This is a genomic window from Pseudomonas cedrina subsp. cedrina, assembly GCF_001983175.1.
Lineage (GTDB): Bacteria > Pseudomonadota > Gammaproteobacteria > Pseudomonadales > Pseudomonadaceae > Aquipseudomonas > Aquipseudomonas cedrina.
Window position 1 is genome coordinate 323,874 of record NZ_MNPW01000003.1, and the last position, 24,738, is coordinate 348,611.

General features: G+C 62.0%; 23 protein-coding genes. 16 read left to right on the forward strand and 7 right to left on the reverse strand.

Features of this window, described 5'->3' with window-relative positions; translation table 11 throughout:
• Nucleotides 1-9: 9 nt before the first annotated feature.
• The 13 genes from BLL36_RS07365 (at nt 10) to BLL36_RS07425 (ending at nt 15,361) form a co-directional block, all read left to right on the forward strand.
• Entirely contained in the window at nt 10-684 is a 675-nt protein-coding gene (locus tag BLL36_RS07365; RefSeq protein WP_076950803.1) for a NuoB/complex I 20 kDa subunit family protein, read from the forward strand.
• Nucleotides 685-756: 72 nt separating this feature from the next.
• On the forward strand, nt 757-2,541 hold the full coding sequence (gene nuoC, locus BLL36_RS07370; RefSeq protein WP_076950804.1) for an NADH-quinone oxidoreductase subunit C/D: 1,785 nt from the start codon (nt 757-759) through the stop codon (nt 2,539-2,541).
• 2 nt (nt 2,542-2,543) lie between these two features.
• Entirely contained in the window at nt 2,544-3,041 is a 498-nt protein-coding gene (gene nuoE / locus BLL36_RS07375; protein WP_003232080.1) for an NADH-quinone oxidoreductase subunit NuoE, read from the forward strand.
• On the forward strand, nt 3,038-4,396 hold the full coding sequence (gene nuoF, locus BLL36_RS07380; protein ID WP_076950805.1) for an NADH-quinone oxidoreductase subunit NuoF: 1,359 nt from the start codon (nt 3,038-3,040) through the stop codon (nt 4,394-4,396). The genes nuoE and nuoF overlap by 4 nt, the downstream gene beginning before the upstream one ends.
• A 137-nt stretch (nt 4,397-4,533) precedes the next feature.
• A complete protein-coding gene (gene nuoG, locus BLL36_RS07385) occupies nt 4,534-7,248 on the forward strand; it encodes an NADH-quinone oxidoreductase subunit NuoG (RefSeq protein WP_076950806.1) in 2,715 nt (904 codons plus the stop codon).
• On the forward strand, nt 7,245-8,252 hold the full coding sequence (nuoH, locus tag BLL36_RS07390) for an NADH-quinone oxidoreductase subunit NuoH (RefSeq protein WP_057721782.1): 1,008 nt from the start codon (nt 7,245-7,247) through the stop codon (nt 8,250-8,252). Before nuoG ends, nuoH begins: the two co-directional genes overlap by 4 nt.
• A gap of 11 nt (nt 8,253-8,263) precedes the next feature.
• The gene (gene nuoI, locus BLL36_RS07395) at nt 8,264-8,812 is read left to right on the forward strand and encodes an NADH-quinone oxidoreductase subunit NuoI (RefSeq protein WP_076950807.1); all 549 of its coding nucleotides are present in this window, start codon (nt 8,264-8,266) and stop codon (nt 8,810-8,812) included.
• A gap of 9 nt (nt 8,813-8,821) precedes the next feature.
• Nucleotides 8,822-9,325 carry an NADH-quinone oxidoreductase subunit J gene (gene nuoJ, locus BLL36_RS07400; protein ID WP_057721781.1) on the forward strand — a complete coding sequence of 168 codons (504 nt, stop codon included), beginning with the start codon at nt 8,822-8,824 and terminating at the stop codon, nt 9,323-9,325.
• 2 nt (nt 9,326-9,327) lie between these two features.
• On the forward strand, nt 9,328-9,636 hold the full coding sequence (gene nuoK, locus BLL36_RS07405) for an NADH-quinone oxidoreductase subunit NuoK (protein WP_003174727.1): 309 nt from the start codon (nt 9,328-9,330) through the stop codon (nt 9,634-9,636).
• Nucleotides 9,633-11,486 carry an NADH-quinone oxidoreductase subunit L gene (gene nuoL / locus BLL36_RS07410; protein ID WP_076950808.1) on the forward strand — a complete coding sequence of 618 codons (1,854 nt, stop codon included), beginning with the start codon at nt 9,633-9,635 and terminating at the stop codon, nt 11,484-11,486. Before nuoK ends, nuoL begins: the two co-directional genes overlap by 4 nt.
• Before the next feature lie 55 nt (nt 11,487-11,541).
• Complete coding sequence (nuoM, locus tag BLL36_RS07415; protein ID WP_010209575.1) at nt 11,542-13,074, forward strand: NADH-quinone oxidoreductase subunit M; 1,533 nt, start codon at nt 11,542-11,544, stop codon at nt 13,072-13,074.
• 7 nt (nt 13,075-13,081) lie between these two features.
• Entirely contained in the window at nt 13,082-14,545 is a 1,464-nt protein-coding gene (nuoN, locus tag BLL36_RS07420; protein ID WP_076950809.1) for an NADH-quinone oxidoreductase subunit NuoN, read from the forward strand.
• Between the two features lie 579 nt (nt 14,546-15,124).
• Complete coding sequence (locus tag BLL36_RS07425; protein ID WP_076950810.1) at nt 15,125-15,361, forward strand: DUF6555 family protein; 237 nt, start codon at nt 15,125-15,127, stop codon at nt 15,359-15,361.
• Nucleotides 15,362-15,392: 31 nt separating this feature from the next.
• Here BLL36_RS07425 and BLL36_RS07430 read toward each other — a convergent pair whose 3' ends face one another.
• Nucleotides 15,393-15,593, reverse strand: coding sequence for a DUF6021 family protein (locus tag BLL36_RS07430; protein ID WP_076950811.1), 201 nt, complete (start codon nt 15,591-15,593; stop codon nt 15,393-15,395).
• A gap of 21 nt (nt 15,594-15,614) precedes the next feature.
• Nucleotides 15,615-15,791 (reverse strand): hypothetical protein, encoded by a 177-nt coding sequence (locus BLL36_RS31000; RefSeq protein WP_165448098.1) that lies wholly within the window; start codon nt 15,789-15,791, stop codon nt 15,615-15,617.
• 113 nt (nt 15,792-15,904) lie between these two features.
• On the opposite strand from BLL36_RS31000, the gene BLL36_RS07435 reads away from it, so the two are divergent.
• On the forward strand, nt 15,905-16,426 hold the full coding sequence (locus BLL36_RS07435; RefSeq protein WP_076950812.1) for a DUF3087 family protein: 522 nt from the start codon (nt 15,905-15,907) through the stop codon (nt 16,424-16,426).
• A 9-nt stretch (nt 16,427-16,435) separates the two neighbouring features.
• Here the strand turns inward: BLL36_RS07435 and BLL36_RS07440 are convergent, their stop codons facing one another.
• The 4 genes from BLL36_RS07440 to BLL36_RS07455 all read right to left on the reverse strand — a co-directional run bounded on the left by BLL36_RS07440 (nt 16,436) and on the right by BLL36_RS07455 (nt 20,476).
• The gene (locus BLL36_RS07440; RefSeq protein ID WP_076950813.1) at nt 16,436-17,566 is read right to left on the reverse strand and encodes an MFS transporter; all 1,131 of its coding nucleotides are present in this window, start codon (nt 17,564-17,566) and stop codon (nt 16,436-16,438) included.
• 57 nt (nt 17,567-17,623) lie between these two features.
• Entirely contained in the window at nt 17,624-18,991 is a 1,368-nt protein-coding gene (locus BLL36_RS07445) for an MFS transporter (protein WP_076950814.1), read from the reverse strand.
• Between the two features lie 112 nt (nt 18,992-19,103).
• A complete protein-coding gene (locus BLL36_RS07450; protein WP_076950815.1) occupies nt 19,104-19,436 on the reverse strand; it encodes a hypothetical protein in 333 nt (110 codons plus the stop codon).
• Nucleotides 19,437-19,606: 170 nt separating this feature from the next.
• Nucleotides 19,607-20,476, reverse strand: coding sequence for a Dyp-type peroxidase (locus BLL36_RS07455; protein WP_076950816.1), 870 nt, complete (start codon nt 20,474-20,476; stop codon nt 19,607-19,609).
• 137 nt (nt 20,477-20,613) lie between these two features.
• Between BLL36_RS07455 and BLL36_RS07460 the strand changes: the two genes are divergently transcribed.
• Together BLL36_RS07460 and BLL36_RS07465 are read left to right on the forward strand one after the other, a co-directional pair.
• Nucleotides 20,614-22,230 (forward strand): NADP-dependent glyceraldehyde-3-phosphate dehydrogenase, encoded by a 1,617-nt coding sequence (locus tag BLL36_RS07460; RefSeq protein ID WP_076950817.1) that lies wholly within the window; start codon nt 20,614-20,616, stop codon nt 22,228-22,230.
• Between the two features lie 164 nt (nt 22,231-22,394).
• Nucleotides 22,395-23,456 (forward strand): FUSC family protein, encoded by a 1,062-nt coding sequence (locus tag BLL36_RS07465; protein ID WP_076950818.1) that lies wholly within the window; start codon nt 22,395-22,397, stop codon nt 23,454-23,456.
• A 179-nt stretch (nt 23,457-23,635) separates the two neighbouring features.
• Here BLL36_RS07465 and BLL36_RS07470 read toward each other — a convergent pair whose 3' ends face one another.
• Nucleotides 23,636-24,394, reverse strand: coding sequence for a TetR/AcrR family transcriptional regulator (locus BLL36_RS07470; protein ID WP_076950819.1), 759 nt, complete (start codon nt 24,392-24,394; stop codon nt 23,636-23,638).
• Between the last annotated feature and the right edge of the window lie 344 nt (nt 24,395-24,738).

Genomic DNA, 24,738 nt, shown 5'->3' on the forward strand with positions numbered 1-24,738 from the left:
GCTTTGGCGATGCAATACAATCTCACCAGGATCGACCCGGATGCTCCTAACGAGCAGTACCCCATCGGCAAGCGGGAAACCGTTTCCGACCCGTTAGAAGACCAAGTCCACAAGAACATCTACATGGGCAAGCTCGAAGACGTGCTGAATGGCGCGGTCAACTGGGGGCGTAAAAACTCCCTGTGGCCGTACAACTTCGGTCTTTCGTGCTGCTACGTGGAAATGACCACCGCCTTCACGGCGCCCCACGACATCGCGCGCTTTGGCGCCGAGGTTATCCGGGCATCACCGCGCCAGGCGGATTTCATGGTTATCGCCGGTACGCCGTTCCTGAAAATGGCCCCCATCATCCAGCGCCTGTATGAACAAATGCTGGAACCCAAGTGGGTCATTTCCATGGGCGCCTGTGCCAATTCCGGCGGCATGTACGACATCTATTCCGTGGTTCAGGGGGTCGACAAGTTCCTCCCGGTGGATGTCTACGTGCCCGGCTGCCCGCCCCGCCCCGAAGCGTTCCTGCAAGGCTTGATGCTGCTGCAGGAATCGATCGGACAGGAGCGTCGCCCGTTGTCCTGGGTCGTCGGCGATCAAGGCGTGTACCGCGCCGACATGCCGTCGCAAAAGGAACAGCGCCGCGAACAGCGAATCGCAGTCACCAATCTGCGCAGCCCCGACGAAGTCTGATCCAGCTCAGCTCTGTATAAGAAACGAGACACTGGCTTCATTCTTTACGTTGACCGAAAGCGATAAATAACCATGACTACAGGCAGTGCTCTGTACATCCCGCCTTATAAGGCAAACGACCAGGACGTGGTCGTCGAACTGAACAACCGTTTTGGCGCCGAGGCGTTCACCGCCCAGGAGACCCGCACCGGCATGCCCGTGTTGTGGGTTGCCCGCGCCAGGCTCATCGAAGTCCTGACCTTCCTGCGCAACCTGCCCAAGCCCTACGTCATGCTCTATGACCTGCATGGCGTGGACGAGCGTCTGCGCACCAAGCGCCAGGGCTTGCCGACTGGCGCCGATTTCACCGTGTTCTACCACTTGATGTCGCTGGAACGTAACAGCGACGTGATGCTCAAGGTCGCCCTGTCCGAAAGCGACCTGAGCGTACCGACCGTGACCGGCATCTGGCCGAACGCCAACTGGTACGAGCGTGAAGTCTGGGACATGTTCGGTATCGACTTCCCGGGGCACCCGCACCTGACCCGCATCATGATGCCGCCGACCTGGGAAGGTCACCCGCTGCGCAAGGACTTCCCGGCGCGCGCGACCGAGTTCGACCCCTACAGCCTCACCCTGGCCAAGCAACAGCTCGAGGAAGAAGCGGCGCGGTTCAACCCGGAAGACTGGGGCATGAAGCGCTCGGGCACCAACGAGGACTACATGTTCCTCAACCTGGGCCCCAACCACCCTTCGGCTCACGGTGCCTTCCGGATCATCCTGCAGCTGGACGGTGAAGAAATCGTCGACTGCGTACCGGACATCGGCTACCACCACCGTGGCGCCGAGAAGATGGGCGAGCGCCAGTCGTGGCACAGCTACATCCCCTACACCGACCGCATCGACTACCTCGGCGGTGTGATGAACAACCTGCCGTACGTGCTCTCGGTCGAGAAGCTGGCCGGCATCAAGGTACCGGACCGCGTCGACACCATCCGCATCATGATGGCTGAGTTCTTCCGGATCACCAGCCACCTGCTGTTCCTGGGTACCTACATCCAGGACGTGGGCGCCATGACGCCGGTGTTCTTCACCTTTACCGACCGCCAGAAAGCCTACACCGTGATCGAAGCGATCACGGGCTTTCGCCTGCACCCGGCCTGGTACCGCATCGGCGGCGTGGCCCACGACCTCCCGCGCGGCTGGGAACGCCTGGTCAAGGAATTCATCGACTGGATGCCCAAGCGCCTGGACGAATACCAGAAAGCCGCCCTGGACAACAGCATCCTCAAGGGTCGTACCATCGGCGTCGCCCAGTACAACACCAAGGAAGCGCTGGAATGGGGCGTTACCGGGCCAAGCCTGCGCGCCACCGGCCTGGACTTCGACTTGCGCAAGGCGCGCCCTTACTCGGGCTACGAAAACTTCGAGTTCGAGGTGCCGCTGGCAGCCAAGGGCGATGCCTACGACCGCTGCATCGTGCGCGTCGAAGAAATGCGCCAGAGCCTGAAGATCATCGAGCAGTGCATGCGCAACATGCCGGCAGGCCCGTACAAGGCGGATCACCCGCTGACCACGCCGCCGCCCAAAGAGCGCACGCTGCAGCACATCGAAACCCTGATCACGCACTTCCTGCAGGTTTCGTGGGGCCCGGTGATGCCGGCCAACGAATCCTTCCAGATGATTGAAGCGACCAAGGGTATCAACAGTTATTACCTGACGAGCGATGGCGGCACCATGAGCTACCGCACCCGGATTCGCACCCCAAGCTTCCCGCACTTGCAGCAGATCCCTTCGGTGATCAAAGGCGAGATGGTCGCGGACTTGATTGCGTACCTGGGTAGTATCGATTTCGTTATGGCCGACGTGGACCGCTAAGCATGAACAGCACGCTTATCCAGACAGACCGTTTCACCTTGAGTGAAACCGAGCGCTCGGCCATCGAGCACGAGCTGCATCACTACGAAGACCCGCGCGCGGCGTCGATCGAAGCCTTGAAGATCGTCCAGAAGGAACGTGGCTGGGTGCCGGACGGCGCCCTCTACGCCATCGGCGAGATCCTCGGCATCCCCGCCAGCGACGTTGAAGGCGTGGCGACGTTCTACAGCCAGATCTTCCGCCAGCCGGTGGGCCGCCACATCATTCGCGTGTGCGACAGCATGGTCTGCTACATCGGTGGCCACGAGTCCGTGGTCAGCGAAATCCAGGCCAAGCTCGGCATCGGCCTGGGCCAGACCACCGCAGACGGCCGCTTCACGCTGCTGCCGGTGTGCTGCCTGGGCAACTGCGACAAGGCGCCGGCGTTGATGATCGACGACGACACATTCGGTGACGTGCAGCCTGCTGGCGTGACCCAATTGCTCGAGGGCTACCCATGACCCTGACATCTTTCGGCCCGGCCAACCTGATCAAGCGTTCGGCCGAGACTCACCCGCTGACCTGGCGCCTGCGTGACGACGCCGAGCCCGTATGGCTCGACGAATACCAGGCCAAGAATGGTTACGCGGCCGCGCGCAAAGCCTTCGCCGACATGGCCCAGGATGACATCGTCCAGACGGTCAAGGACGCCGGCCTCAAAGGCCGCGGCGGTGCAGGCTTCCCCACGGGCGTGAAGTGGGGCCTGATGCCCAAGGACGAATCCATCAACATCCGCTACCTTTTGTGCAACGCGGATGAAATGGAGCCCAATACCTGGAAAGACCGCATGCTGATGGAGCAACTGCCCCATCTGTTGATCGAAGGCATGCTGATCAGCGCACGCGCGCTGAAAACCTACCGGGGCTACATCTTCCTGCGCGGCGAATACACCACCGCCGCCAAGCACCTCAACCGCGCCGTGGCCGAAGCCAAGGCCGCGGGCCTGCTGGGCAAGAACATTCTGGGCTCGGGTTTCGACTTCGAACTGTTCGTGCACACCGGCGCCGGGCGTTATATCTGCGGTGAAGAAACCGCACTGATCAACTCCCTCGAAGGCCGTCGCGCCAACCCGCGTTCCAAGCCGCCCTTCCCGGCCGCCGTGGGCGTGTGGGGCAAGCCGACCTGCGTGAACAACGTCGAGACCCTGTGCAACGTGCCGGCGATCATCGCCGACGGCGTCGACTGGTACAAATCGTTGGCCCGCGCCGGCAGTGAAGACATGGGCACCAAGCTCATGGGCTTCTCCGGCAAGGTCAAGAACCCCGGCCTGTGGGAACTGCCCTTCGGCGTGACCGCACGCGAGCTGTTCGAGGACTACGCCGGCGGCATGCGCGACGGCTATACCTTGAAAGCCTGGCAGCCAGGCGGCGCCGGCACCGGTTTCCTGCTGCCCGAGCACCTGGACGCACAAATGTATGCCGGCGGCATCGGCAAGGTGGGCACCCGCATGGGTACCGGCCTGGCGATGGCGGTGGACAACACGGTGAACATGGTCTCGCTGCTGCGCAACATGGAACAGTTCTTTGCCCGTGAATCCTGCGGCTTCTGCACTCCATGCCGCGACGGCCTGCCGTGGAGCGTCAAGCTGCTGATGGCTCTGGAAAACGGCGAAGGCCGCGAGGGTGACATCGAAACCCTGCTGGGCCTGGTCAATTTCCTCGGCCCTGGCAAGACCTTCTGTGCTCACGCACCGGGCGCCGTGGAGCCACTGGGCAGCGCAATCAAGTACTTCCGCCCTGAGTTCGAGGCCGGCATCGCGCCAACCCGCGCGGGCGAGCTCACTCAGGTGGTAACGCCGACCATGGTCGGCGCGTAACGCTTCAAGGAAGCGAAGGGTCCGTGCCCTTCGCCTTTCTCATGTGCTGACGCCTTGATGGCTGTGTAGATGCACATGAATAACAAGATTCCATTAGCCACGCCCGCTGACAACGGGCCAACGAAGAACTTTGAACCATGGCCACTATCCACGTAGACGGCAAAGCGCTCGAAGTCGATGGGGCGGACAACCTGTTACAGGCTTGTCTGTCACTCGGCCTCGACATCCCGTATTTCTGCTGGCACCCCGCGCTTGGTAGCGTCGGTGCCTGTCGCCAGTGTGCGGTCAAGCAGTACACCGACGAGAACGACACCCGTGGTCGTATCGTCATGTCGTGCATGACCCCAGCCACCGACAACACCTGGATCTCCATCGACGATGACGAATCCAAGGCGTTCCGCGCCAGTGTCGTCGAATGGCTGATGACCAACCATCCCCACGACTGCCCGGTCTGTGAGGAAGGCGGTCACTGCCACCTGCAAGACATGACGGTGATGACCGGCCACAACGAGCGCCGTTATCGCTTCACCAAGCGCACCCACCAGAACCAGCAACTGGGCCCGTTCATTTCCCACGAGATGAACCGCTGCATCGCCTGCTACCGCTGCGTGCGCTTCTATAAGGACTACGCCGGCGGCACCGACCTCGGCGTGTTCGGCGCCCATGACAACGTGTACTTCGGTCGCGTTGAAGACGGCGTGCTCGAAAGCGAGTTCTCCGGCAACCTCACCGAGGTCTGCCCGACCGGTGTGTTCACCGACAAGACCCACTCCGAGCGCTACAACCGCAAGTGGGACATGCAATTCGCCCCGAGCATCTGCCATGGCTGCTCCAGCGGTTGCAACATCTCGCCGGGCGAGCGCTACGGTGAACTGCGTCGTATCGAAAACCGCTTCAACGGTTCGGTCAACCAATACTTCCTGTGCGACCGTGGCCGTTTCGGCTACGGCTACGTCAACCGCGAAGACCGCCCGCGCCAACCGCTGCTGGCCGATGGCGCCAAGCTGAGCCTGGATGCCGCGCTGGACAAGGCCGCCGACCTGCTGCGTGGCCGCAACATCGTCGGGATCGGCTCGCCACGCGCCAGCCTCGAAAGCAACTTCGCGTTGCGCGAGCTGGTCGGTGCCGAGCACTTCTACAGCGGCATCGAAGCCGGGGAGCTGGAGCGCATCCGCCTGGTTCTGCAGGTGCTCAATGACAGCCCGCTGCCCGTGCCGAACATGCGCGACATCGAAGACCACGACGCGATCTTCGTGTTGGGTGAAGACCTGACCCAGACCGCGGCCCGTATCGCGCTGTCGCTGCGCCAGTCGGTCAAAGGCAAGGCCGAAGACATGGCCGACGCCATGCGCGTACAGCCTTGGCTCGACGCGGCGGTGAAGAACATTGGCCAGCACGCGCTGAACCCGCTGTTTATCGCAAGCCTGGCTGAAACCAAGCTCGACGATATCGCCGAAGAATGCGTACACGCCGCGCCGGACGACCTGGCCCGCCTCGGTTTCGCCGTGGCTCACGCTCTGGACGCCAGCGCACCGGCAGTCGAAGGCCTGGACACTGAAGCCGTTGAACTGGCCCAGCGTATCGCCGACGCCCTGCTGGCCGCCAAGCGCCCATTGATCATCGCCGGTACCTCGTTGGGTTCCAAGGCGCTGATCGAAGCTGCCGCCAACATCGCCAAGGCCCTGAAGCTGCGCGACAAGAACGGTTCCATCAGCCTGGTCGTGCCGGAAGCCAACAGCCTTGGCCTGGCCATGCTCGGTGGCGAGTCCGTGGACGCAGCCCTGCAAGCGGTGATCGACGGCACTGCCGACGCCATCGTGGTACTGGAAAACGACCTGTACACCCGCCTCGACGCGGCCAAGGTCGACGCTGCGCTCAACGCGGCCAAGGTCCTGATCGTCGCCGACCACCAGAAGACCGCCACCAGCGAGCGTGCCGACCTGGTGCTGCCGGCGGCGACCTTCGCCGAAGGCGACGGCACCCTGGTCAGCCAGGAAGGCCGCGCCCAGCGCTTCTTCCAGGTGTTCGATCCAAAATACATGGACGCCGGCATCCTGGTGCACGAAGGCTGGCGCTGGCTGCATGCCCTGCGCGCCACCCTGCTGAACCAGCCGATCGACTGGACCCAGCTCGACCACGTCACCGCCGCCACCGCCGCCAGCGCGCCGCAGCTGGCGCGTATCGTCGATGCCGCGCCGTCCGCCGCGTTTCGCATCAAGGGCTTGAAACTGGCCCGTGAACCGCTGCGTTACTCCGGTCGTACCGCCATGCGCGCCAACATCAGCGTGCACGAACCGCGTACCCCGCAAGATAACGACACCGCGTTCGCCTTCTCCATGGAAGGTTACTCGGGTTCGGTCGAACCGCGTCAGCAGGTGCCGTTCGCCTGGTCGCCGGGCTGGAACTCGCCGCAGGCCTGGAACAAGTTCCAGGACGAAGTCGGTGGTCACATCCGCGCCGGCGACCCGGGCACCCGCCTGATCGAAAGCAGCGGTGATTCGCTGAACTGGTTCGCCGCCGTACCGCGTCCGTTCAACCCGGCCCAGGGTACCTGGCAGGTCGTGCCGTTCTTCCACCTGTTCGGCAGCGAAGAGACTTCTTCCAAGGCCGCGCCGGTTCAGGAACGCGTTCCCGCGCCTTACGTGTCCCTGGCCAAGTCCGAAGCCGATCGCCTGGGCGTCAACGACGGTGCGCTGCTCAGCCTGAACGTGGCCGGCCAGACCCTGCGCCTGCCGCTGCGCATCAACGAAGCGCTGGGCGCCGGCCTGGTGGCATTGCCAAAAGGCATCGCCGGTATTCCTGCGGCAATCTTTGGCAAAACCGTTGACGGTCTGCAGGAGGCAGCGCAATGACCTGGTTCACCCCTGAAGTGATCGACGTGATCATCTCGGTCGTCAAGGCCATCGTGATCCTGTTGGCCGTGGTCGTTGCGGGCGCCCTGCTCAGCTTCGTCGAACGTCGCCTGCTGGGCTGGTGGCAGGACCGTTACGGTCCGAACCGCGTTGGCCCGTTCGGTATGTTCCAGATCGCCGCCGACATGCTGAAGATGTTCTTCAAGGAAGACTGGACGCCGCCGTTCGCCGACAAGGTGATCTTCACCCTGGCGCCGGTGGTGGCCATGAGCGCCTTGCTGATCGCCTTTGCCGTCATCCCGATCACCCCGACCTGGGGCGTGGCGGACCTGAACATCGGCTTGCTGTTCTTCTTCGCCATGGCCGGTTTGTCGGTGTACGCGGTGCTGTTCGCCGGCTGGTCGAGCAACAACAAGTTCGCCCTGCTGGGCAGCTTGCGTGCCTCGGCGCAAACCGTATCCTATGAAGTGTTCATGGGGTTGGCGCTGATGGGCATCGTGGTGCAGGTCGGCTCGTTCAACATGCGCGATATCGTCGAGTACCAGGCGCAGAACCTGTGGTTCATCATTCCGCAGTTCTTCGGCTTCTGTACCTTCTTCATCGCGGGCGTCGCCGTGACTCACCGTCACCCGTTCGACCAGCCGGAAGCGGAACAGGAACTGGCCGACGGTTACCACATTGAATATGCCGGCATGAAGTGGGGCATGTTCTTCGTCGGTGAGTACATCGGCATCATCTTGATCTCGGCCCTGCTGGTCACGCTGTTCTTCGGCGGCTGGCACGGTCCGTTCGGCATCCTGCCGCAGTTGGCGTTCTTCTGGTTCTTCCTGAAGACCGCGTTCTTCATCATGTTGTTTATCCTGCTGCGCGCTTCCATTCCGCGTCCACGATACGACCAGGTGATGGATTTCAGCTGGCGCTTCTGCCTGCCGCTGACCCTGATCAATTTGCTGGTGACCGCTGCCGTTGTGTTGTTGAACACGCCAGCGGGCGCGGTTCAGTGAGGATTTGACCCATGTTCAAATATATTGGCGACATCGTTAAGGGTACCGGTACCCAGTTGCGAAGCCTGGTGATGGTGTTCGGTCACGGCTTTCGCAAACGCGACACCCTGCAATACCCGGAAGAAGCGGTGTACCTGCCGCCGCGCTATCGCGGCCGTATCGTGCTGACCCGCGACCCCGATGGCGAAGAACGTTGCGTTGCCTGCAACCTGTGCGCCGTGGCGTGCCCGGTGGGTTGCATCTCCCTGCAGAAAGCTGAAACCGAAGACGGTCGCTGGTACCCGGACTTCTTCCGCATCAACTTCTCGCGCTGCATTTTCTGCGGCCTCTGCGAGGAAGCCTGCCCGACCACCGCGATCCAGCTCACGCCGGACTTCGAGATGGCCGAGTTCAAACGTCAGGACCTGGTGTACGAGAAAGAAGATCTGCTGATCTCCGGTACCGGTAAAAACCCTGATTACAACTTCTATCGTGTTGCAGGTATGGCCGTTGCGGGCAAGCCCAAAGGCGCCGCACAAAACGAAGCCGAGCCGATCAACGTGAAGAGCTTGCTGCCTTAAGGAAGAAAGATGGAATTCGCTTTCTATTTCGCATCGGGTATCGCAGTTGTGTCCACGCTTCGCGTGATCACCAACACCAACCCCGTGCACGCCCTGCTCTACCTGATCATTTCGCTGATCGCCGTGGCCATGACCTTTTTCGCACTCGGCGCACCGTTCGCCGGTGTGCTGGAAGTGATCGCCTACGCCGGCGCCATCATGGTGCTGTTCGTGTTTGTGGTGATGATGCTCAACCTGGGGCCGGCTTCGGTCGCTCAGGAGCGCGTCTGGCTCAAGCCCGGCATCTGGCTCGGCCCGGTTGTCCTCGCAGCACTGCTGCTGGGTGAACTGCTGTATGTGCTGTTCGCTCACCAGAGCGGCCAGGCCATCGGCCACACCACCGTAGACGCGAAAGCCGTGGGCATCAGCCTGTTCGGCCCGTACCTGCTGGTGGTCGAACTGGCTTCGATGCTGCTGCTCGCCGCAGCCATCACCGCCTTCCACTTGGGCCGCAACGAAGCCAAGGAGCAATGACGATGCCTGCTATCCCCTTGGAGCATGGTCTGGCGGTCGCCGGCATCCTGTTCTGCCTTGGCCTGGTCGGCCTGATGGTCCGCCGTAACATTCTGTTTGTGTTGATGAGCCTGGAAATCATGATGAACGCCGCGGCACTGGCGTTCATTGTCGCGGGTGCACGTTGGGGCCAGCCGGATGGACAAGTCATGTTCATCCTGGTGATCAGCCTGGCAGCCGCCGAGGCCAGTATCGGCCTGGCGATCCTGCTGCAACTGTATCGTCGCTTCCACACGCTTGATATCGACGCTGCCAGTGAGATGCGCGGATGAACATGATCTTTCTGACTTTCGTATTTCCCCTGATCGGTTTCCTGCTGCTGTCGTTCTCTCGCGGGCGCTGGTCGGAAAACCTCTCGGCCCTGATCGGCGTTGGCTCGATTGGCCTGTCGGCGATCGTTGCCGCCTATGTCATCTGGCAATTCAACGTGGCGCCGCCCGAAGGCGGTCACTACACCCTGGTGCTGTGGCAGTGGATGTCGGTGGAGGGCTTCAAGCCCAACTTCGCCCTCTATGTCGACGGCCTGTCGATCACCATGCTCGGCGTGGTGGTGGGTGTGGGCTTCCTGATCCACCTGTTCGCGTCCTGGTACATGCGCGGTGAAGCGGGCTACTCGCGCTTCTTCGCGTACACCAACCTGTTTATCGCCAGCATGCTGTTCCTGGTGCTGGGCGATAACCTGTTGTTCCTGTACTTCGGCTGGGAAGGCGTGGGCCTGTGCTCGTACCTGTTGATCGGTTTCTACTACAGCAACCGCAACAACGGTAACGCCGCGCTCAAAGCCTTTATCGTCACCCGCATCGGCGACGTGTTCATGGCCATCGGCCTGTTCATCCTGTTCCAACAGGTGGGCACGCTGAACATCCAGGAACTGCTGGTGCTGGCACCGCAGAAATTCCAGGTCGGCGACTTCTGGATCACCCTGGCGACCCTGATGCTGCTGGGCGGCGCCGTCGGTAAATCGGCGCAACTGCCGCTGCAAACCTGGTTGGCGGACGCGATGGCCGGCCCTACGCCGGTTTCCGCACTGATCCACGCGGCAACCATGGTAACCGCCGGTGTCTACCTGATCGCGCGTACCCACGGCCTGTTCACCCTGGCGCCGGACATCCTGCACCTGGTGGGCGTGGTCGGCGGCGTGACCCTGGTGCTGGCCGGTTTTGCTGCGCTGGTGCAGACCGACATCAAGCGGATCCTCGCCTACTCGACCATGAGCCAGATCGGCTACATGTTCCTGGCCCTGGGCGTTGGCGCCTGGGACGCGGCGATCTTCCACCTGATGACCCACGCCTTCTTCAAGGCCCTGCTGTTCCTCGCTTCCGGTGCGGTGATCGTGGCCTGCCACCACGAGCAGAACATCTTCAAGATGGGCGGCCTGTGGAAGAAACTGCCGCTGGCCTACGCCAGCTTCATCGTCGGTGGTGCCGCCCTGGCCGCCCTGCCGTTGGTGACCGCCGGTTTCTACTCCAAGGACGAAATCCTCTGGGAAGCCTTCGCCAGCGGTAACCAGAACCTGCTCTACGCAGGCCTGGTGGGTGCGTTCATGACCTCGCTGTACACCTTCCGCCTGATCTTCATCACCTTCCACGGTGAAGCCAAGACCGAAGCGCACGCAGGCCACGGCATCTCCCACTGGCTGCCGCTGTCGGTGCTGATCGTGCTGTCGACCTTCATCGGCGCCCTGATCACCCCGCCACTGGCCGGTGTGCTGCCGGAAAGCGTCGGCCATGCCGGCGGCGCCGCCAAGCACAGCCTGGAAATCGCCTCGGGCGCCATCGCCATTGCCGGTATCCTGCTGGCGGCCCTGCTGTTCCTCGGCAAGCGTCGCTTCGTCACGGCGGTCGCCAACAGTGGCATCGGGCGCTTCCTGTCGGCCTGGTGGTTCGCCGCCTGGGGCTTCGATTGGCTCTACGACAAACTGTTCGTCAAGCCTTACCTCGCCATCAGCCATGTACTGCGTAAAGATCCGCTCGACCAGACCATCGGTTTGATCCCGCGTGCCGCCAAGGCCGGTCACACCGCCCTGAGCCGCAGCGAGACCGGCCAATTGCGTTGGTATGCAGCGTCCATGGCGGCGGGTGCCGTTCTGGTGATCGGCGCCATCGTCGTGGTAGCGGTCTGACTATGTTTAAGTGCACTGCGTACTTTGCGAACTTGCGAAAGGAAACGAGCCCGTCATGATTCTGCCCTGGCTAATCCTGATCCCCTTTATCGGCGGCCTGCTCTGCTGGATGGGTGAACGCTTCGGCGCCACCCTCCCCCGCTGGATTGCGTTGCTGACCATGTCCCTGGAACTCGCGCTCGGCCTCTGGCTGTGGGCCCATGGTGACTATTCATTCGCTCCGGCACCGGGCGTCGATCCGACCTTCGCGCTTGAATTCAAGCACGTGTGGATCCAGCGCTTCGGCATCAACGTGCACCTGGCCCTCGACGGCCTGTCGCTGTTGATGATCCTGCTGACCGGCCTGCTGGGTATCCTCTCGGTACTCTGCTCCTGGAAAGAGATCCAGCGTCACGTGGGCTTCTTCCACCTGAACCTGATGTGGATTTTGGGCGGCGTTGTCGGCGTGTTCCTGGCGCTGGACCTGTTCATGTTCTTCTTCTTCTGGGAAATGATGCTGGTGCCGATGTATTTCCTCATCGCGCTCTGGGGTCACAGCTCTTCGGACGGCAAGAAAACCCGGATCTACGCGGCGACCAAGTTCTTCATCTTCACCCAGGCTTCCGGCCTGATCATGTTGGTGGCGATCCTGGGCCTGGTACTGGTCAACTTCAACAACACCGGCGTGATTACCTTCAACTACGCCGACCTGTTGAAGACCAAGATGTCCCTGACCACCGAGTACATCCTGATGCTGGGCTTCTTCATCGCGTTCGCGGTGAAGCTGCCGGTGGTGCCGTTCCACTCCTGGCTGCCTGACGCTCACGCCCAGGCGCCGACTGCCGGCTCCGTGGACCTGGCCGGTATCCTGCTGAAAACCGCTGCCTACGGCCTGCTGCGTTTCGCCCTGCCGCTGTTCCCGAATGCCTCGGCCGAATTTGCGCCGATCGCCATGACCCTGGGTCTGATCGGGATCTTCTACGGTGCGTTCCTGGCCTTCGCACAAACCGACATCAAGCGCCTGATCGCCTTCTCGTCCGTTTCCCACATGGGTTTCGTACTGATCGGCATCTACTCCGGCAGCCAACTGGCGCTGCAAGGCGCGGTGATCCAGATGTTGGCCCACGGTGTGTCGGCCGCTGCGCTGTTTATCCTCAGTGGCCAGCTGTATGAGCGCCTGCATACCCGTGACATGCGTGAAATGGGTGGCGTGTGGTCGCGCATCGCGTACCTGCCGGCGATCAGCCTGTTCTTCGCCGCCGCGTCCCTGGGCTTGCCGGGTACCGGTAACTTCATCGGCGAGTTCCTGATCCTGATGGGTGCCTTCGTGCAAACGCCGTGGATCAGCGCCATTGCCACCTCCGGCCTGGTGTTCGGTTCGGTCTACTCGCTGATCATGATCCACCGCGCCTACTTCGGCCCGGCCAAGTCCGACACCGTCCTGCAAGGGATGGATGCTCGCGAACTGATCATGGTGCTCGGCCTTGCGGTATTGCTGATCTACATCGGCGTGTACCCGCAACCGTTCCTGGACACTTCTGCCGCGACGATGCATGGCGTGCAGCAGTGGTTCGGCACCGCCTTCTCTCAACTCGCTTCGGCCCGGTAAGAGCGCTATGGAATTCACGATCCAACACTTTATCGCGCTTGCGCCGCTGCTGATCACCAGCCTCACCATCGTGGTGGTGATGCTGGCGATCGCCTGGCGCCGCAATCATTCGCAAACGTTCCTGCTGTCCTGTGCCGGTCTCAACCTGGCCCTGCTGTCGATTATCCCGGCCCTCAAGGTCGCGCCGCTGGCGGTCACGCCGTTGATGATGATCGATGACTTCGCGTTGCTGTACATCGCGCTGATCCTGGTCGCAACCCTGGCCTGCGTCACCCTCGCCCACGCTTACCTTGGCGAAGGCGGCACCGGTTACCCGGGCAACAAGGAAGAGCTGTACCTGCTGATCCTGCTGGCGGCGGCCGGCGGTATCGTGCTGGTCAGCGCGCAGCATCTGGCCGGCTTGTTCATCGGCCTGGAACTGCTGTCGATCCCGACCTACGGCCTGGTGGCGTACGCCTTCTTCAACAAGCGTTCGTTGGAAGCCGGCATCAAGTACATGGTGCTGTCGGCCGCTGGTTCCGCGTTCCTGTTGTTCGGTATGGCTCTGCTTTACGCAGAAGCCGGCAGCCTGAGCTTCACCGGTATCGGTCACGCCCTGGCCGCCACCAGCATGCCTGCGCCAATCGCCCAGCTGGGCCTGGCGATGATGCTGATCGGCCTGGCGTTCAAGCTGTCGCTGGTGCCGTTCCACCTGTGGACCCCGGACGTGTACGAAGGCGCCCCGGCGCCGGTGGCGGCGTTCCTGGCGACCGCGTCGAAGGTTGCCGTGTTTGCGGTAATGGTGCGCTTGTTCCAGATCTCGCCAGCGGCCAACACCGGCGTGCTGAGCGACGTACTGACCGTGATCGCCATTGCGTCGATCCTGTTCGGTAACCTGCTGGCCCTGACCCAGAACAACCTCAAGCGTCTGCTGGGTTACTCGTCCATCGCTCACTTCGGCTACCTGCTGATCGCCCTGGTGGCGAGCAAAGGCCTGGCCGTGGAAGCCATGGGCGTGTACCTGGTCACCTACGTGATCACCAGCCTCGGCGCGTTCGGCGTGATCACGCTGATGTCGTCGCCGTTCAAAGGCCGTGACGCCGACGCCCTGTACGAATACCGCGGCCTGTTCTGGCGCCGTCCGTACCTGACCGCCGTGCTGACCGTGATGATGCTGTCGCTGGCGGGTATCCCGCTGACGGCCGGCTTTATCGGCAAGTTCTACATCGTGGCAACAGGTGTCGAAGCCCATGAATGGTGGCTGGTTGCCTCGTTGGTACTGGGCAGCGCCATCGGCGTGTTCTACTACCTGCGCGTCATGGTCACCCTCTACCTGATCGAGCCAAACCTGCGCCGTGTGGATGCCGAGCTGCACTGGGAACAGAAGGCAGGCGGCGTGATGCTGCTGGCCATCGCCCTGCTCGCGTTCTTCCTGGGTGTGTACCCACAACCGTTGCTCACCCTGGTGCAGCACGCGGTGTTGGGCGTTTGATCGCTTAGCGGGAGGTTGTAAACAAAACGGCGCCTTCGGGCGCCGTTTTGCGTTCAAGGGGTTTATAGCTAATTTGCGCCCTTTTACGATTTATCCAGCACTCGGTGGCGGGCGCAACCTGGCAACACCCGAGATCACATGTGGGAGCTGTCGAGCCCCGGCGAGGCTGCGAAGGCGGCGGCATGGCTGGCATCTACTTCGCCTGACACACCGCTATCGCTGCCTCGCTAAAGCTCGAGAGCTCCCACAGGGGATCGGCTGTGGCAGGTTGGATTTGCGGTGTTGCGGCTGACGCTATTTCAGCAGCACCGCAGCTCAACTGTGGGAGCTGTCGAGCCCCGGCGAGGCTGCGAAGGCGGCGGAACTGCTGGCATTTACTTCGCCTGACCCACCGCTATCGCTGCCTCGCTAAAGCTCGAGAGCTCCCACAGGGAATGGCTGTGTCAGGGGGAATGAGTTTTCACCCCCTAAAAACCCTTGTAAAAGGCGTCACTATGCCGCGCCAGCAGGCAAACTGTCATTTTGAATGAACCTTTTTCGACGCTCCCGTATCCATCTATAACAACACAGGGAGGCAACATGAGTACCGCAAAAATCTACACCATCCACTATCAGCTTCACGGCGAGCCGAAGTCCTTTGTGGTGCGTGCCGAGGTGATGAACAACGCCGAGGCCTGGCACTGGGCGGCGGTGGATGCCGATGTAGCTCATGTCAGTCGCGTTGGCCGTGTCGGTCATGAGCAAGTCAAGAAAACCACCCGGCCGTGGGCGGAGAAGTACGGGATTACGGACGTCAATTGGACGCCGCCCAGATAAACAAGGCCCCGCTGGATAGCGGGGCCTTTGTTTATTTCTTCAAGTCGCCTAAGGGATCATACGGCGGCTTCTTTTCATCCTTGGCTTTCTTATCCTTATCCAGCGGCGCAATGGCCGGACCGATAGGATCGACCTGGGGATCTGACACATCCGGCGAATCCGGGTCAAACCCCAACTCATCCTTACCGCTGGAATGCTCGTCTGAAGGGGGGCCTTTGGGAGTGTTACTCACGGCGTTCTCCTTGTTTATACGTTAAAGCGGGCGGGCTTTGTCGTGGAGGTTCTCCAGGTTTTCCTCGACGCGTTCCACGTCGTCGTCCTGGCGCTCGGCCGGGTCATTGGGGCGCAACGCATCGTTGTCGCGCTCCTCTTCACCGGGCGTGCGGTCCGGGTCCGGCGTACCGGGCGGTGGCTGCTTGTATTCGGGCATGATGGTTTCCCTCAAAAGGTCTACACAGGTTTAGAGAAACCGTGGTGCGGCATCGTTCAACTTGTTTGCCCAAGCGTGAGATGATGCCCGCCCCTTCTGGAGATACGACCCGGATGTTCGAGCTCAAACCCTGCGATCCCGTGACCTTCCGCCAACAGACCCGGCGCAGCACGCTGATCGTGGCCTTGGTGTTCCTGGCCCTGGCCATGTTGTTGTCGAGCCTGGCGGTGATGCTGTTCGGCGAGCCCGGCGGTGATAATTTGCGTTTCAATGTCGGCGGCGTCTTCGCCGGGGTGCTGATCACCCTGGCCTTGGTGCGCGGGCCGTTCTGGACCCAGGCGTGGCTGGCGCCGGCGGTGTATGGCTGGCAACTCAAGCGCAGCCTGATGAGCGTGACCAATGTGATGCACAAGGTGACCGAGCGAGTGCAAGCCAATGACCCGACGGCCATCAAGGTACTGCGTTTTTACCACCTGGGCCTGACGCAGATGCATGAGCTGGACGCCAACTCCAGCGCTCAGGCGCAATTGGTCGGCGAGGTCGAGGCGCACAAGGCCAGGATGCAGGCGCTGGGGATCGACACCGAGCAAACCCGCTTCTACCCGGCCTGGCTGGCCGCGATCAACACTGCTTGAGCCAGCCGGTCAGTTGGGCACTTTTGCCCGCCAGCAGAACACCGCGCTCAGCGCGATGGCGGCGCCCGCCAGGCCGAACACCCAGGGCGCCGAGGCAATCGGCAGCAGCAGGCCAGCCAGTAATGGCCCGAGGCCGGCGCCGATATCACGCCACACGGCATTCGAGGCCAGGGCCGACACGCGCATCGAACCGGGATTGCGCTCCGCCACCAGGGTGGTCACCAGCGGCAGTTGCAGCGCGCGCAGCACCAGCACCGCCGCCGCGCCGACAATCACCCAGTGGCTGCCAAACGCCGTCAGGGCCAGGGCGCTCAAGAACGAAAACAGCAGCAGCATCGACGTGGCGCCAAAACGCTGCGCGGCGCGGCCGCCCAAAGGGCTCAGGAGCATTTCCGAGATATAGCGCAGCGCCATCAAGCCCCCGGCAATCAGTACCGCATCCCCGCCAAGCAGCTTCTGCGCCTGGATCGACAAACCGAAGATAAACAGGCCGTCGAGCGCCACACCCTCGATAAACGACCACACCGCCACGCTGTCCGGCCATTTGAAGCGGCGCCCCGGCGTGCTCTGCAAATCATGCCCCAGCGCCGGCAAGCCGCGCGCCATCCACACGCCCACCAGGCACGCGCCCGCAAGGATCAGAAAGATCGGACGCGGGCCGGCCCACAGCGTCAACCAGCCACCCAGCGGCAACGCCAGCATCGGCCCGAGGGCGATCAGCGCCCGCGAACGCCCGGCCCGGCGCGCGGCGCCGGCCGGTTCCGAGGTGGCCAACACTTGGGTCGACAGGTTCAACGCCGCAAAACACAGGCCCCACACCAACCGCAGCCCCAACAAGGCGGCAAAACCCGACAACATCGAGTTACCCAAGGCACACAGCGTCGCGGCGCCGGCGGCAATCATGCAGGTCAGGCGGTCGCCGTGGCGCGCGTAGAAATTGAGCACGTGGCGGTAACCGAAGATCCGCACCAGGCGATTGGCCGCCAGCAAAACCCCGGCCTGGGCCAGGGTGATGCCGAAGGCCTGGGATTCCATGGGCAGCAACAGGTAGAGCAACACGTCACTGGGCAAGCAGAGAGCCAGGGTCAGCGCGGCGCGGCGCGAGTGGGTATCAGCAGTTCGGAGGATCAGGCTGGACATAAAGCTGAAACATCCCGAAATATTCACCTCACCACGGTAGCCTTGCGCAACCGTGCTTTACAACGGCTTTTTCCCGTAGGGCATCAAACGCAGCCCACTGGCCACGGCACCCACCAGCGCGAACCCACAACCCAGCCACAGCGCATCGTGCGGGCCGCTGCCCAGGGACAGGTGAAAACACAAGGCCACCAACGATGCGCCGAGCGTCTGCCCCAATAACCGCGAAATCGCCACGATACCGCTGGCTCCGCCACTGCGCGCCAAGGGCGCGCTGGTCATCAGTGCCTTGAGGTTGGGTGACTGGAAAAACCCGAATCCGGCGCCGCACAGCGCCATGCGCCAGCCGATATCCAACGCCGATGCACCGCTGCCCAGTGTTGCCAGGGCGGCCATTCCCACGCTGAGCAGCAACAGGCCGATGCCGCACAGCAGGCCCAGGGAAACGCGGTCCGCCAGGCGCCCCGCTACCAACGCCATCACCGCCACCACAGCCGGCCACGGCGTCATCAGAAACCCGGTTTCCACCTGGCTATGGCCCAGCACGGCCTGCAAGAGAAACGGCAGCGACACAAACGCCAGGCCCTGAGCGCTGAAGGCACAAATAGCCGTCAGGGAAGACAAGGCGAACACCGGGCGCTTGAACAAATCCAGCGCCAGCATCGGTGCCGGGTGGCCTGCCTGGCGACGCAACAGCAATGCACCGCACACCAGCGCCACGGCGATCAGGCCCAGGGTCAGCTCGCCCCGGGCACCGTGCACCGCCGTACCCAGCCCCAATACCAGCAAGGCAAACAGCCCGGCGCACAACACGGCGGCAAGACGATCGAACGCGTGCCCCGTCATCGGCAGGGTCGGTAATGAGCGCACGCCCAACGCTAACGCCAGCAACCCCAGGGGCACATTGATCAGGTACACCCAGTGCCAGGTCGCTACCGACAGAATCGCCGACGCGGCAGTCGGCCCAAGGGTAAACGCCAGGCCCACCACCAACGAGTTGTAGCCCAGGCCCCGGCCGAGCATTCTGGAGGGATAGATATGCCGCAACAACGCTGTATTCACGCTCATGATCGCCGCTGCTCCCAGGCCCTGTATCACGCGCGCGGCGGTCAGGGTGAGCAGCGAACCGGCCAACCCGCAAAACAGGGATGAGACGATAAACAGCAACAACCCGCCAAGGTACACGCGACGATGCCCCAGCACATCACTGAGCGAGGCAAACGGCAGCACCGTGGCAATGATGGCTAACTGGTAGGCATTGACCACCCAGATCACCGAGGCAGAGTCGGTGCCGATCCCCTCGGCCAGGGTGGGCAGCGCCGTGTTGACGATGGCCGTGTCCAGGGTCGCCATACCGATACCCAGGGAGATGGCGATCACGGCAGGCAGGCGTTTATTGAAAGGCAGCCCATCGGCAACAGAAGACATGAATAACCCGCGCAGGTGACAAAGGCCGTAGCTTAAGGGCCGCGCTGATTTTTTTCAGTCAAGGATTGCGTGGCTGTCAGCATTTTCATGTCGCTCACACCGTGACTCGCGGTCAGTAGGAAATCTGCGTGCTGACCTGCACGTTCCCGTAATGGATGCCATTGCACGGCTTACACGCCAGCGCTCCAGCAGCCATCGCTGGGTTCCAGGGCCCTATGATGCCGTCCCTCTTCCCGTTGTCATCCACCGAGTCGAGGGCATTCATCACCCGGTCGCGCTTGAGCACTTCCTGGGCCAGCTGGGTTTCCTTGTCCCGCTGTGGATCGCCGGTCAGTGGGCGTCCGGCCACCTCGCGGATCTTGTCGGCGGTTGCATTGCCGGTCTTCGGGTCTTTGAACGCCTTGAAGTTATCGCCAAATGCCGACGCCAGTTGCGAGTCAGACATGTGCGAAAAGGTATTCTCCCTCGGCGCAGAACATGGGCTGGTTGTTTGCTGCACGGATAGGGTTATGGTCATGATTGAGTGTCCTGGGCTGTCCTGCACACTCTGTGGCGGGCGTATTCCCTCCGGTTCCAACGCCTCATGGGGCTGAATCAACCGCCCCCGTTTTGATTTTATGGCGTGGTGAAGATCGCGCTCAGGTCCAGATGGCCGTCCTTCAACGGCGGGCACCAGTAATAACCGCCGGTCAAGGGTGTGCTGATGCGGTACAAGCCATCGACAATCCCGTCTTCCAGGCCGCTCATGCGGCGCAGCTGTGCTTCGAACGCATCAAAGGAGTGGCCGAACGCGAGAAACATCAAGCCGGCCTGGCCATTCTCGGCCCAGGGCATGGAGCGGCGTATCACAAAGGCTTCAGGGATGAAGCTTTCCTGGGCGGTGCGCTTGGTGTGGGCGGATTCGGGGGCGTCGTCGAGCTCTTCATTGTCGCCATGGCGGCGGCCGATGATGTGGTCGCGCTCTTGCGCAGGCAAGGCGGCGAAGCCATCGAGGTCGTGCTGCCATTGCTGGATCGCGGCAAAGCTGGCGCCGCTGTCGGTCAGAGCGGCTGCAACTGCCGCGTCGTCGTGGGGGTTCTCGGTACCGTCTTCGTAATCGGTGAGGTCGAAGCCGGTCTTGTAGCGGAAGCCCTCGGTCATTTGCACCAGGCGGAACGCCGGGGCCAGGGCCTTTTCGAATGCGCGGCTGCGCAACAGCAGTTCGCCGCGATCCACGCCGTGCAACCAGACCCACAGCGCCTGCTGGGTGGACGGGTTGTGCGCGGCCGGTCCGCTGACGATAGGGAAGCTGCGCAGGCCTTCAATCCGAGCACCCAATGCGTCTACCAGCGGCTCGCCGAAACCGACCACCGCCATCGCATCGGCCAACTGCACCAGCGCGTCCAGCGCCGCGGGCACGGCGGCCAGGGAATCCACGGCAAAAAACAGATGGCGTGCCTGCAACGGCACCGGTGCGGCAAGAATGCCCGGCTGGTACTGACTCATATGAACTCCTTCAAGAAAGCCGCGCAGTTTACCCAAGCCCACCGCGGGGCGTACAAGAAAGCGCGCAAGCCTTGCCATGGAGCCTCGTGTTGGGTGACTCTCTAGTCATGTTTTGCAACTATTCCAGGGGTAGCGACATGACCACCAGCAACCTGCTCGCCCAGCTGTTTCCCGCCTCGGCCGCCGACATTCCCGCGCAATTCCAGCTCGGAGCGCCTATTGAACAGCGCGATTACCTGGTCGACGGTCAACTACGCGTGTGGAACGGGCCACTGGCCAACGTGCAAAGCCCGGTGCAACTGGGCGACGAGCGCGTGCATATCGGCAGCACGCCGCTGCTGGATGCCGAGACGGCCCTCACCGCCCTGGACGCCGCCGTGCGCGCCTATGACCGCGGCCAGGGTGAATGGCCGACGATGCGCGTGGTGGAGCGCATTCAGCACGTCGAGGCTTTTTTAAGACGCATGCGTGAACAGCGTGATGCGGTGGTCAAGCTGCTGATGTGGGAAATCGGCAAGAATTTCAAGGACTCGCAGAAAGAATTCGACCGTACCTGCGACTACATCACCGACACCATCAATGCCCTGAAGGAACTCGACCGCCGCTCCAGCCGTTTCGAGCTGGAACAGGACACCCTTGGCCAGATCCGCCGCGTACCGATGGGCGTGGCCTTGTGCATGGGCCCCTACAACTACCCGCTTAACGAAACCTTCACCACGCTGATCCCGGCATTGATCATGGGCAACACCGTGGTATTCAAGCCGGCCAAACTCGGCGTGCTGCTGATTCGCCCATTGCTGGAAGCGTTCCGCGACAGCTTCCCCGCCGGAGTGATCAACGTGATCTACGGCAGCGGCCGCGAAACCGTCAGTGCGCTGATGGCCAGCGGCAAGATCGACATCTTTGCGTTTATCGGCACCAACAAGGCCGCCAGTGACCTGAAAAAACTGCACCCCAAGCCGCACCGACTGCGCGCGGCGCTGGGCCTGGATGCGAAAAATCCCGGCATCGTGCTGCCTGAGGTGGACCTGGACAATGCCGTCAACGAAGCCGTCACCGGTTCCTTGTCGTTCAACGGCCAGCGCTGCACCGCGTTGAAGATCCTGTTCGTGCACGAAGACGTGGTCGAGGCGTTTATCCAGAAATTCAACAACAAGCTCGCCACGCTCAAACCCGGCATGCCCTGGGACGACGGCGTGGCGCTGACGCCCCTGCCCGAAGTGGGCAAGGTGGATTACCTCAATGCGTTGGTGGCCGATGCGGCGCAGCATGGCGCCAGGGTCGTGAATGACCATGGCGGTGAAAGCCGCGGTTCGTTCTTCTACCCGGCGGTGCTGTACCCAGTGAACCCGCAGATGCGCGTGTACCACGAGGAACAGTTCGGCCCGGTGGTCCCGATCGTGCCCTACCGTGATTTGGACAAGGTGATCGACTACGTGCTGGACTCCGATTTTGGCCAGCAACTGAGCCTCTTCGGCACCAACCCGCAAGTCATCGGGCGCCTGGTGGACACCTTCGCCAACCAGGTCGGCCGGATCAACATCAACGCCCAGTGCCAGCGCGGCCCGGACACCTTCCCGTTCAACGGGCGCAAGAACTCGGCCGAAGGCACGCTGTCGGTACATGACGCGTTGCGCGTGTTCTCGATCCGCACACTGGTGGCGACCAAGTTCCAAGAGAGCAACAAGGCGTTGGTCAGCGATATATTGCGCAACCGCGATTCGAGCTTCCTGACCACCGACTACATTTTTTAAGAGCACCCGACCGCCTATGTGAAAACAGGCTCAATGTGGGAGCTGGCTTGCCTGCGATGCAAGCACCTCGGTGTTTCAGACACACCGAGTGGATGCTATCGCAGGCAAGCCAGCTCCCACATTGGATCGTGCACATTCATACAATCGAGGCCACTTTACTGCCAATGAACCTGCCCTTCTTCGCCCGGCGCCTGTTGCGCCCTCTGCTCGACCCCTACCGCCGCTATCGCCATGCCAGGCTGATCCACGCCGTGCGCGTGTCCATCGGCCTGCTGGCCACGATCATGCTGACCACCGGCCTCAACCTGCCCCACGGCGAATGGGCTTCGGTGACCATGCTGGTGGTGATCGGCGGGCTGCAGCACCACGGCAATATCGGCAAGAAAGCCGTGGAGCGCGCCTATGGCACCCTGATCGGTGCCAGCGTCGGCTTGCTGCTGGTGGTACAGGAGGCGTACGTCGGCCAGCCGTTGTTGACTTACCTGCTGATGTCAGTGGTGTGCGGGTTCTTTTCCTACCATGCCATCGGCAAGGGCGGGTACACCGCGTTGCTGTCGGCGATCACCGTGTTTATCGTTGCCGGCCACGGCGACAATCCCCTGTCGGATGGGTTGTGGCGCACCGTCGATATCCTGATCGGCATCGCCCTGGCCCTGGCATTTTCCTTTGCCCTGCCGCTGTATGCCGTGTACTCCTGGCGCTACAACCTGGCCAGCGCGCTACGCGATTGCGCCGAGATCTATAGCCGGATCATCAATGGCGAGTCGGTTACCGATGATCAACACCTCAAGCTGCTCAACCGGCTGAACGCGGCGATGCTGCAGCTGCGCTCGCTGATGCCGTCGGTGTCCAAGGAAGTGCGCATCTCGATGACTGAGCTGGATACGATCCAGCGGCATCTGCGCCTGTGCATCAGCACCCTGGAGATTCTCGGCAATACCCGGCCCGACCCTCGCGATGAACAGGCGATGGCACGGATGCAGATGATGTTGAAGGCCGAGCACCGGCAGATTCGGGTGCAATTGGTGGGGATGGCGCGCGCGTTGAAGTCCGGCGTCACCGAGCGGCTGGAGCGGCAGAGTCACGCCAGCGGCGTGGAGCCTGTTTTGGACGTGCCGGTGTATAGCGCACTGGACGGCTATCGGCTGCTGACTGTGCAACTGGCGCAGAATGTGGATGCGATGCGCCAGCGCCTGGCCAAGAGTGCCGGACGCTGGAAAATCTGAATTGGCAGGCAAAAACTGAAAAATCTCACGCCTTGAAGGATTCAAGCTTTTCACACTTAACCTTACAAAGTTTTCACGTTTTATTCACATAGCGAAACGTACTGTGAAGCCTCATCCGTTACAAACGTTGCACATCAAGCCCGCCGCCCCAGCGGGCTTTTTTTTGCCTGGCATTCGCGCTACCGCGCCGCCTTTTTCGCAGGCGCCAGCGCCTGCTCGCGAATGGCCCGCTGGGTATCCAGCACCTTGGCCAATGCGTTTTGCGCCTCCGGGCTCTGCTGCGGCACGCGAATCGCCGCCGAGACCAGGGTGATCAACTTGGCCATGACTTCGGCATCCGTTGCCGGCCGCCCCAGGCTCATGGAGTTCATCAGCAGGCGCAGCTCGGTGCCGGCCATTACGCCGGAAATCGCCTTGAGGGCAAATTGCAGGCGCACCCCCAATTCGTTGCGCGGCAGGTCCGGCAAGGCCAGGGCAAACGCTTCGAAGAAACGTTGGAACACCGGCTGGTAATGCACCTTCAGGTATTCCTGGATAAACGGCGAGGTGTCGCTGTAGACCCGTCCCAGGAAGCGGATAAACGAACGCCCTTCGCCGCTGGCACTGGCTGGATCGCTGCGCTCCAAGCCCATGGCCGGGGCAAACAGCACACCGAGCAAGGTGTCGCAATCCAGCGGGCCGTCGGCCTCGGCCTCACAGCGTGCCAGCAGTTCCAGACGCTGCTCGTTGAGCGGCTCCAGACGCTGCATCAGCAGGGTTTTCATCAGGGAATCCTTGTCCCCGAAGTGGTAGTTCACCGCAGCCAGGTTCACCTGGGCGCGCTCGGTAATCTGCCGCAACAAAACCGCGTCGTATCCGTACTTGATGAAGAGAGCTTCTGTCGCATCCAGCAATCGAGTCTTGGTAATGTTCGGAGCGCTGACTTTCTTCGCGACCATAGAGATTCCACGGGAAAAATTGTTTAAAAATATAATTTGATTTTTTATACCGGGGCCTTCGCTCGAAAGCAAGCAATGGCGCGTCGCCCTGTGCTTGAAAGCCTTGGACGACGGGCTCATCGAGGGTAATCGCTGGGCTTTTCGCTGCCCTCTTTGCCCCCTGAAATGCGCCTTTCCCGGCGGTAAAACCGCTCTATGTCGACGGCTGGCGAAGCCGCTGGAACGCGGTTAGTATTCAAACAATGTTTTAAAAACAAGAAACAAAACCGGCCAGTACGTATTCCCAAGCTGCCCCGCTAACTTGTTACAAGGCTTTACCGGGGCGACACAGGCGGCGTCGAGGC

Bases quoted from the DNA above. Each gene is read 5' to 3' on its own strand.
- BLL36_RS07365 (WP_076950803.1), top strand. From the start codon at position 10: ATGCAATACAATCTCACCAGGATCGACCCGGATGCTCCTAACGAGCAG.
- nuoC (WP_076950804.1), top strand. From the start codon at position 757: ATGACTACAGGCAGTGCTCTGTACATCCCGCCTTATAAGGCAAACGAC.
- nuoE (WP_003232080.1), top strand. From the start codon at position 2,544: ATGAACAGCACGCTTATCCAGACAGACCGTTTCACCTTGAGTGAAACC.
- nuoF (WP_076950805.1), top strand. From the start codon at position 3,038: ATGACCCTGACATCTTTCGGCCCGGCCAACCTGATCAAGCGTTCGGCC.
- nuoG (WP_076950806.1), top strand. From the start codon at position 4,534: ATGGCCACTATCCACGTAGACGGCAAAGCGCTCGAAGTCGATGGGGCG.
- nuoH (WP_057721782.1), top strand. From the start codon at position 7,245: ATGACCTGGTTCACCCCTGAAGTGATCGACGTGATCATCTCGGTCGTC.
- nuoI (WP_076950807.1), top strand. From the start codon at position 8,264: ATGTTCAAATATATTGGCGACATCGTTAAGGGTACCGGTACCCAGTTG.
- nuoJ (WP_057721781.1), top strand. From the start codon at position 8,822: ATGGAATTCGCTTTCTATTTCGCATCGGGTATCGCAGTTGTGTCCACG.
- nuoK (WP_003174727.1), top strand. From the start codon at position 9,328: ATGCCTGCTATCCCCTTGGAGCATGGTCTGGCGGTCGCCGGCATCCTG.
- nuoL (WP_076950808.1), top strand. From the start codon at position 9,633: ATGAACATGATCTTTCTGACTTTCGTATTTCCCCTGATCGGTTTCCTG.
- nuoM (WP_010209575.1), top strand. From the start codon at position 11,542: ATGATTCTGCCCTGGCTAATCCTGATCCCCTTTATCGGCGGCCTGCTC.
- nuoN (WP_076950809.1), top strand. From the start codon at position 13,082: ATGGAATTCACGATCCAACACTTTATCGCGCTTGCGCCGCTGCTGATC.
- BLL36_RS07425 (WP_076950810.1), top strand. From the start codon at position 15,125: ATGAGTACCGCAAAAATCTACACCATCCACTATCAGCTTCACGGCGAG.
- BLL36_RS31000 (WP_165448098.1), bottom strand. From the start codon at position 15,791: ATGCCCGAATACAAGCAGCCACCGCCCGGTACGCCGGACCCGGACCGC.
- BLL36_RS07435 (WP_076950812.1), top strand. From the start codon at position 15,905: ATGTTCGAGCTCAAACCCTGCGATCCCGTGACCTTCCGCCAACAGACC.
- BLL36_RS07440 (WP_076950813.1), bottom strand. From the start codon at position 17,566: ATGTCCAGCCTGATCCTCCGAACTGCTGATACCCACTCGCGCCGCGCC.
- BLL36_RS07445 (WP_076950814.1), bottom strand. From the start codon at position 18,991: ATGTCTTCTGTTGCCGATGGGCTGCCTTTCAATAAACGCCTGCCTGCC.
- BLL36_RS07450 (WP_076950815.1), bottom strand. From the start codon at position 19,436: ATGTCTGACTCGCAACTGGCGTCGGCATTTGGCGATAACTTCAAGGCG.
- BLL36_RS07455 (WP_076950816.1), bottom strand. From the start codon at position 20,476: ATGAGTCAGTACCAGCCGGGCATTCTTGCCGCACCGGTGCCGTTGCAG.
- BLL36_RS07460 (WP_076950817.1), top strand. From the start codon at position 20,614: ATGACCACCAGCAACCTGCTCGCCCAGCTGTTTCCCGCCTCGGCCGCC.
- BLL36_RS07465 (WP_076950818.1), top strand. From the start codon at position 22,395: ATGAACCTGCCCTTCTTCGCCCGGCGCCTGTTGCGCCCTCTGCTCGAC.
- BLL36_RS07470 (WP_076950819.1), bottom strand. From the start codon at position 24,394: ATGGTCGCGAAGAAAGTCAGCGCTCCGAACATTACCAAGACTCGATTG.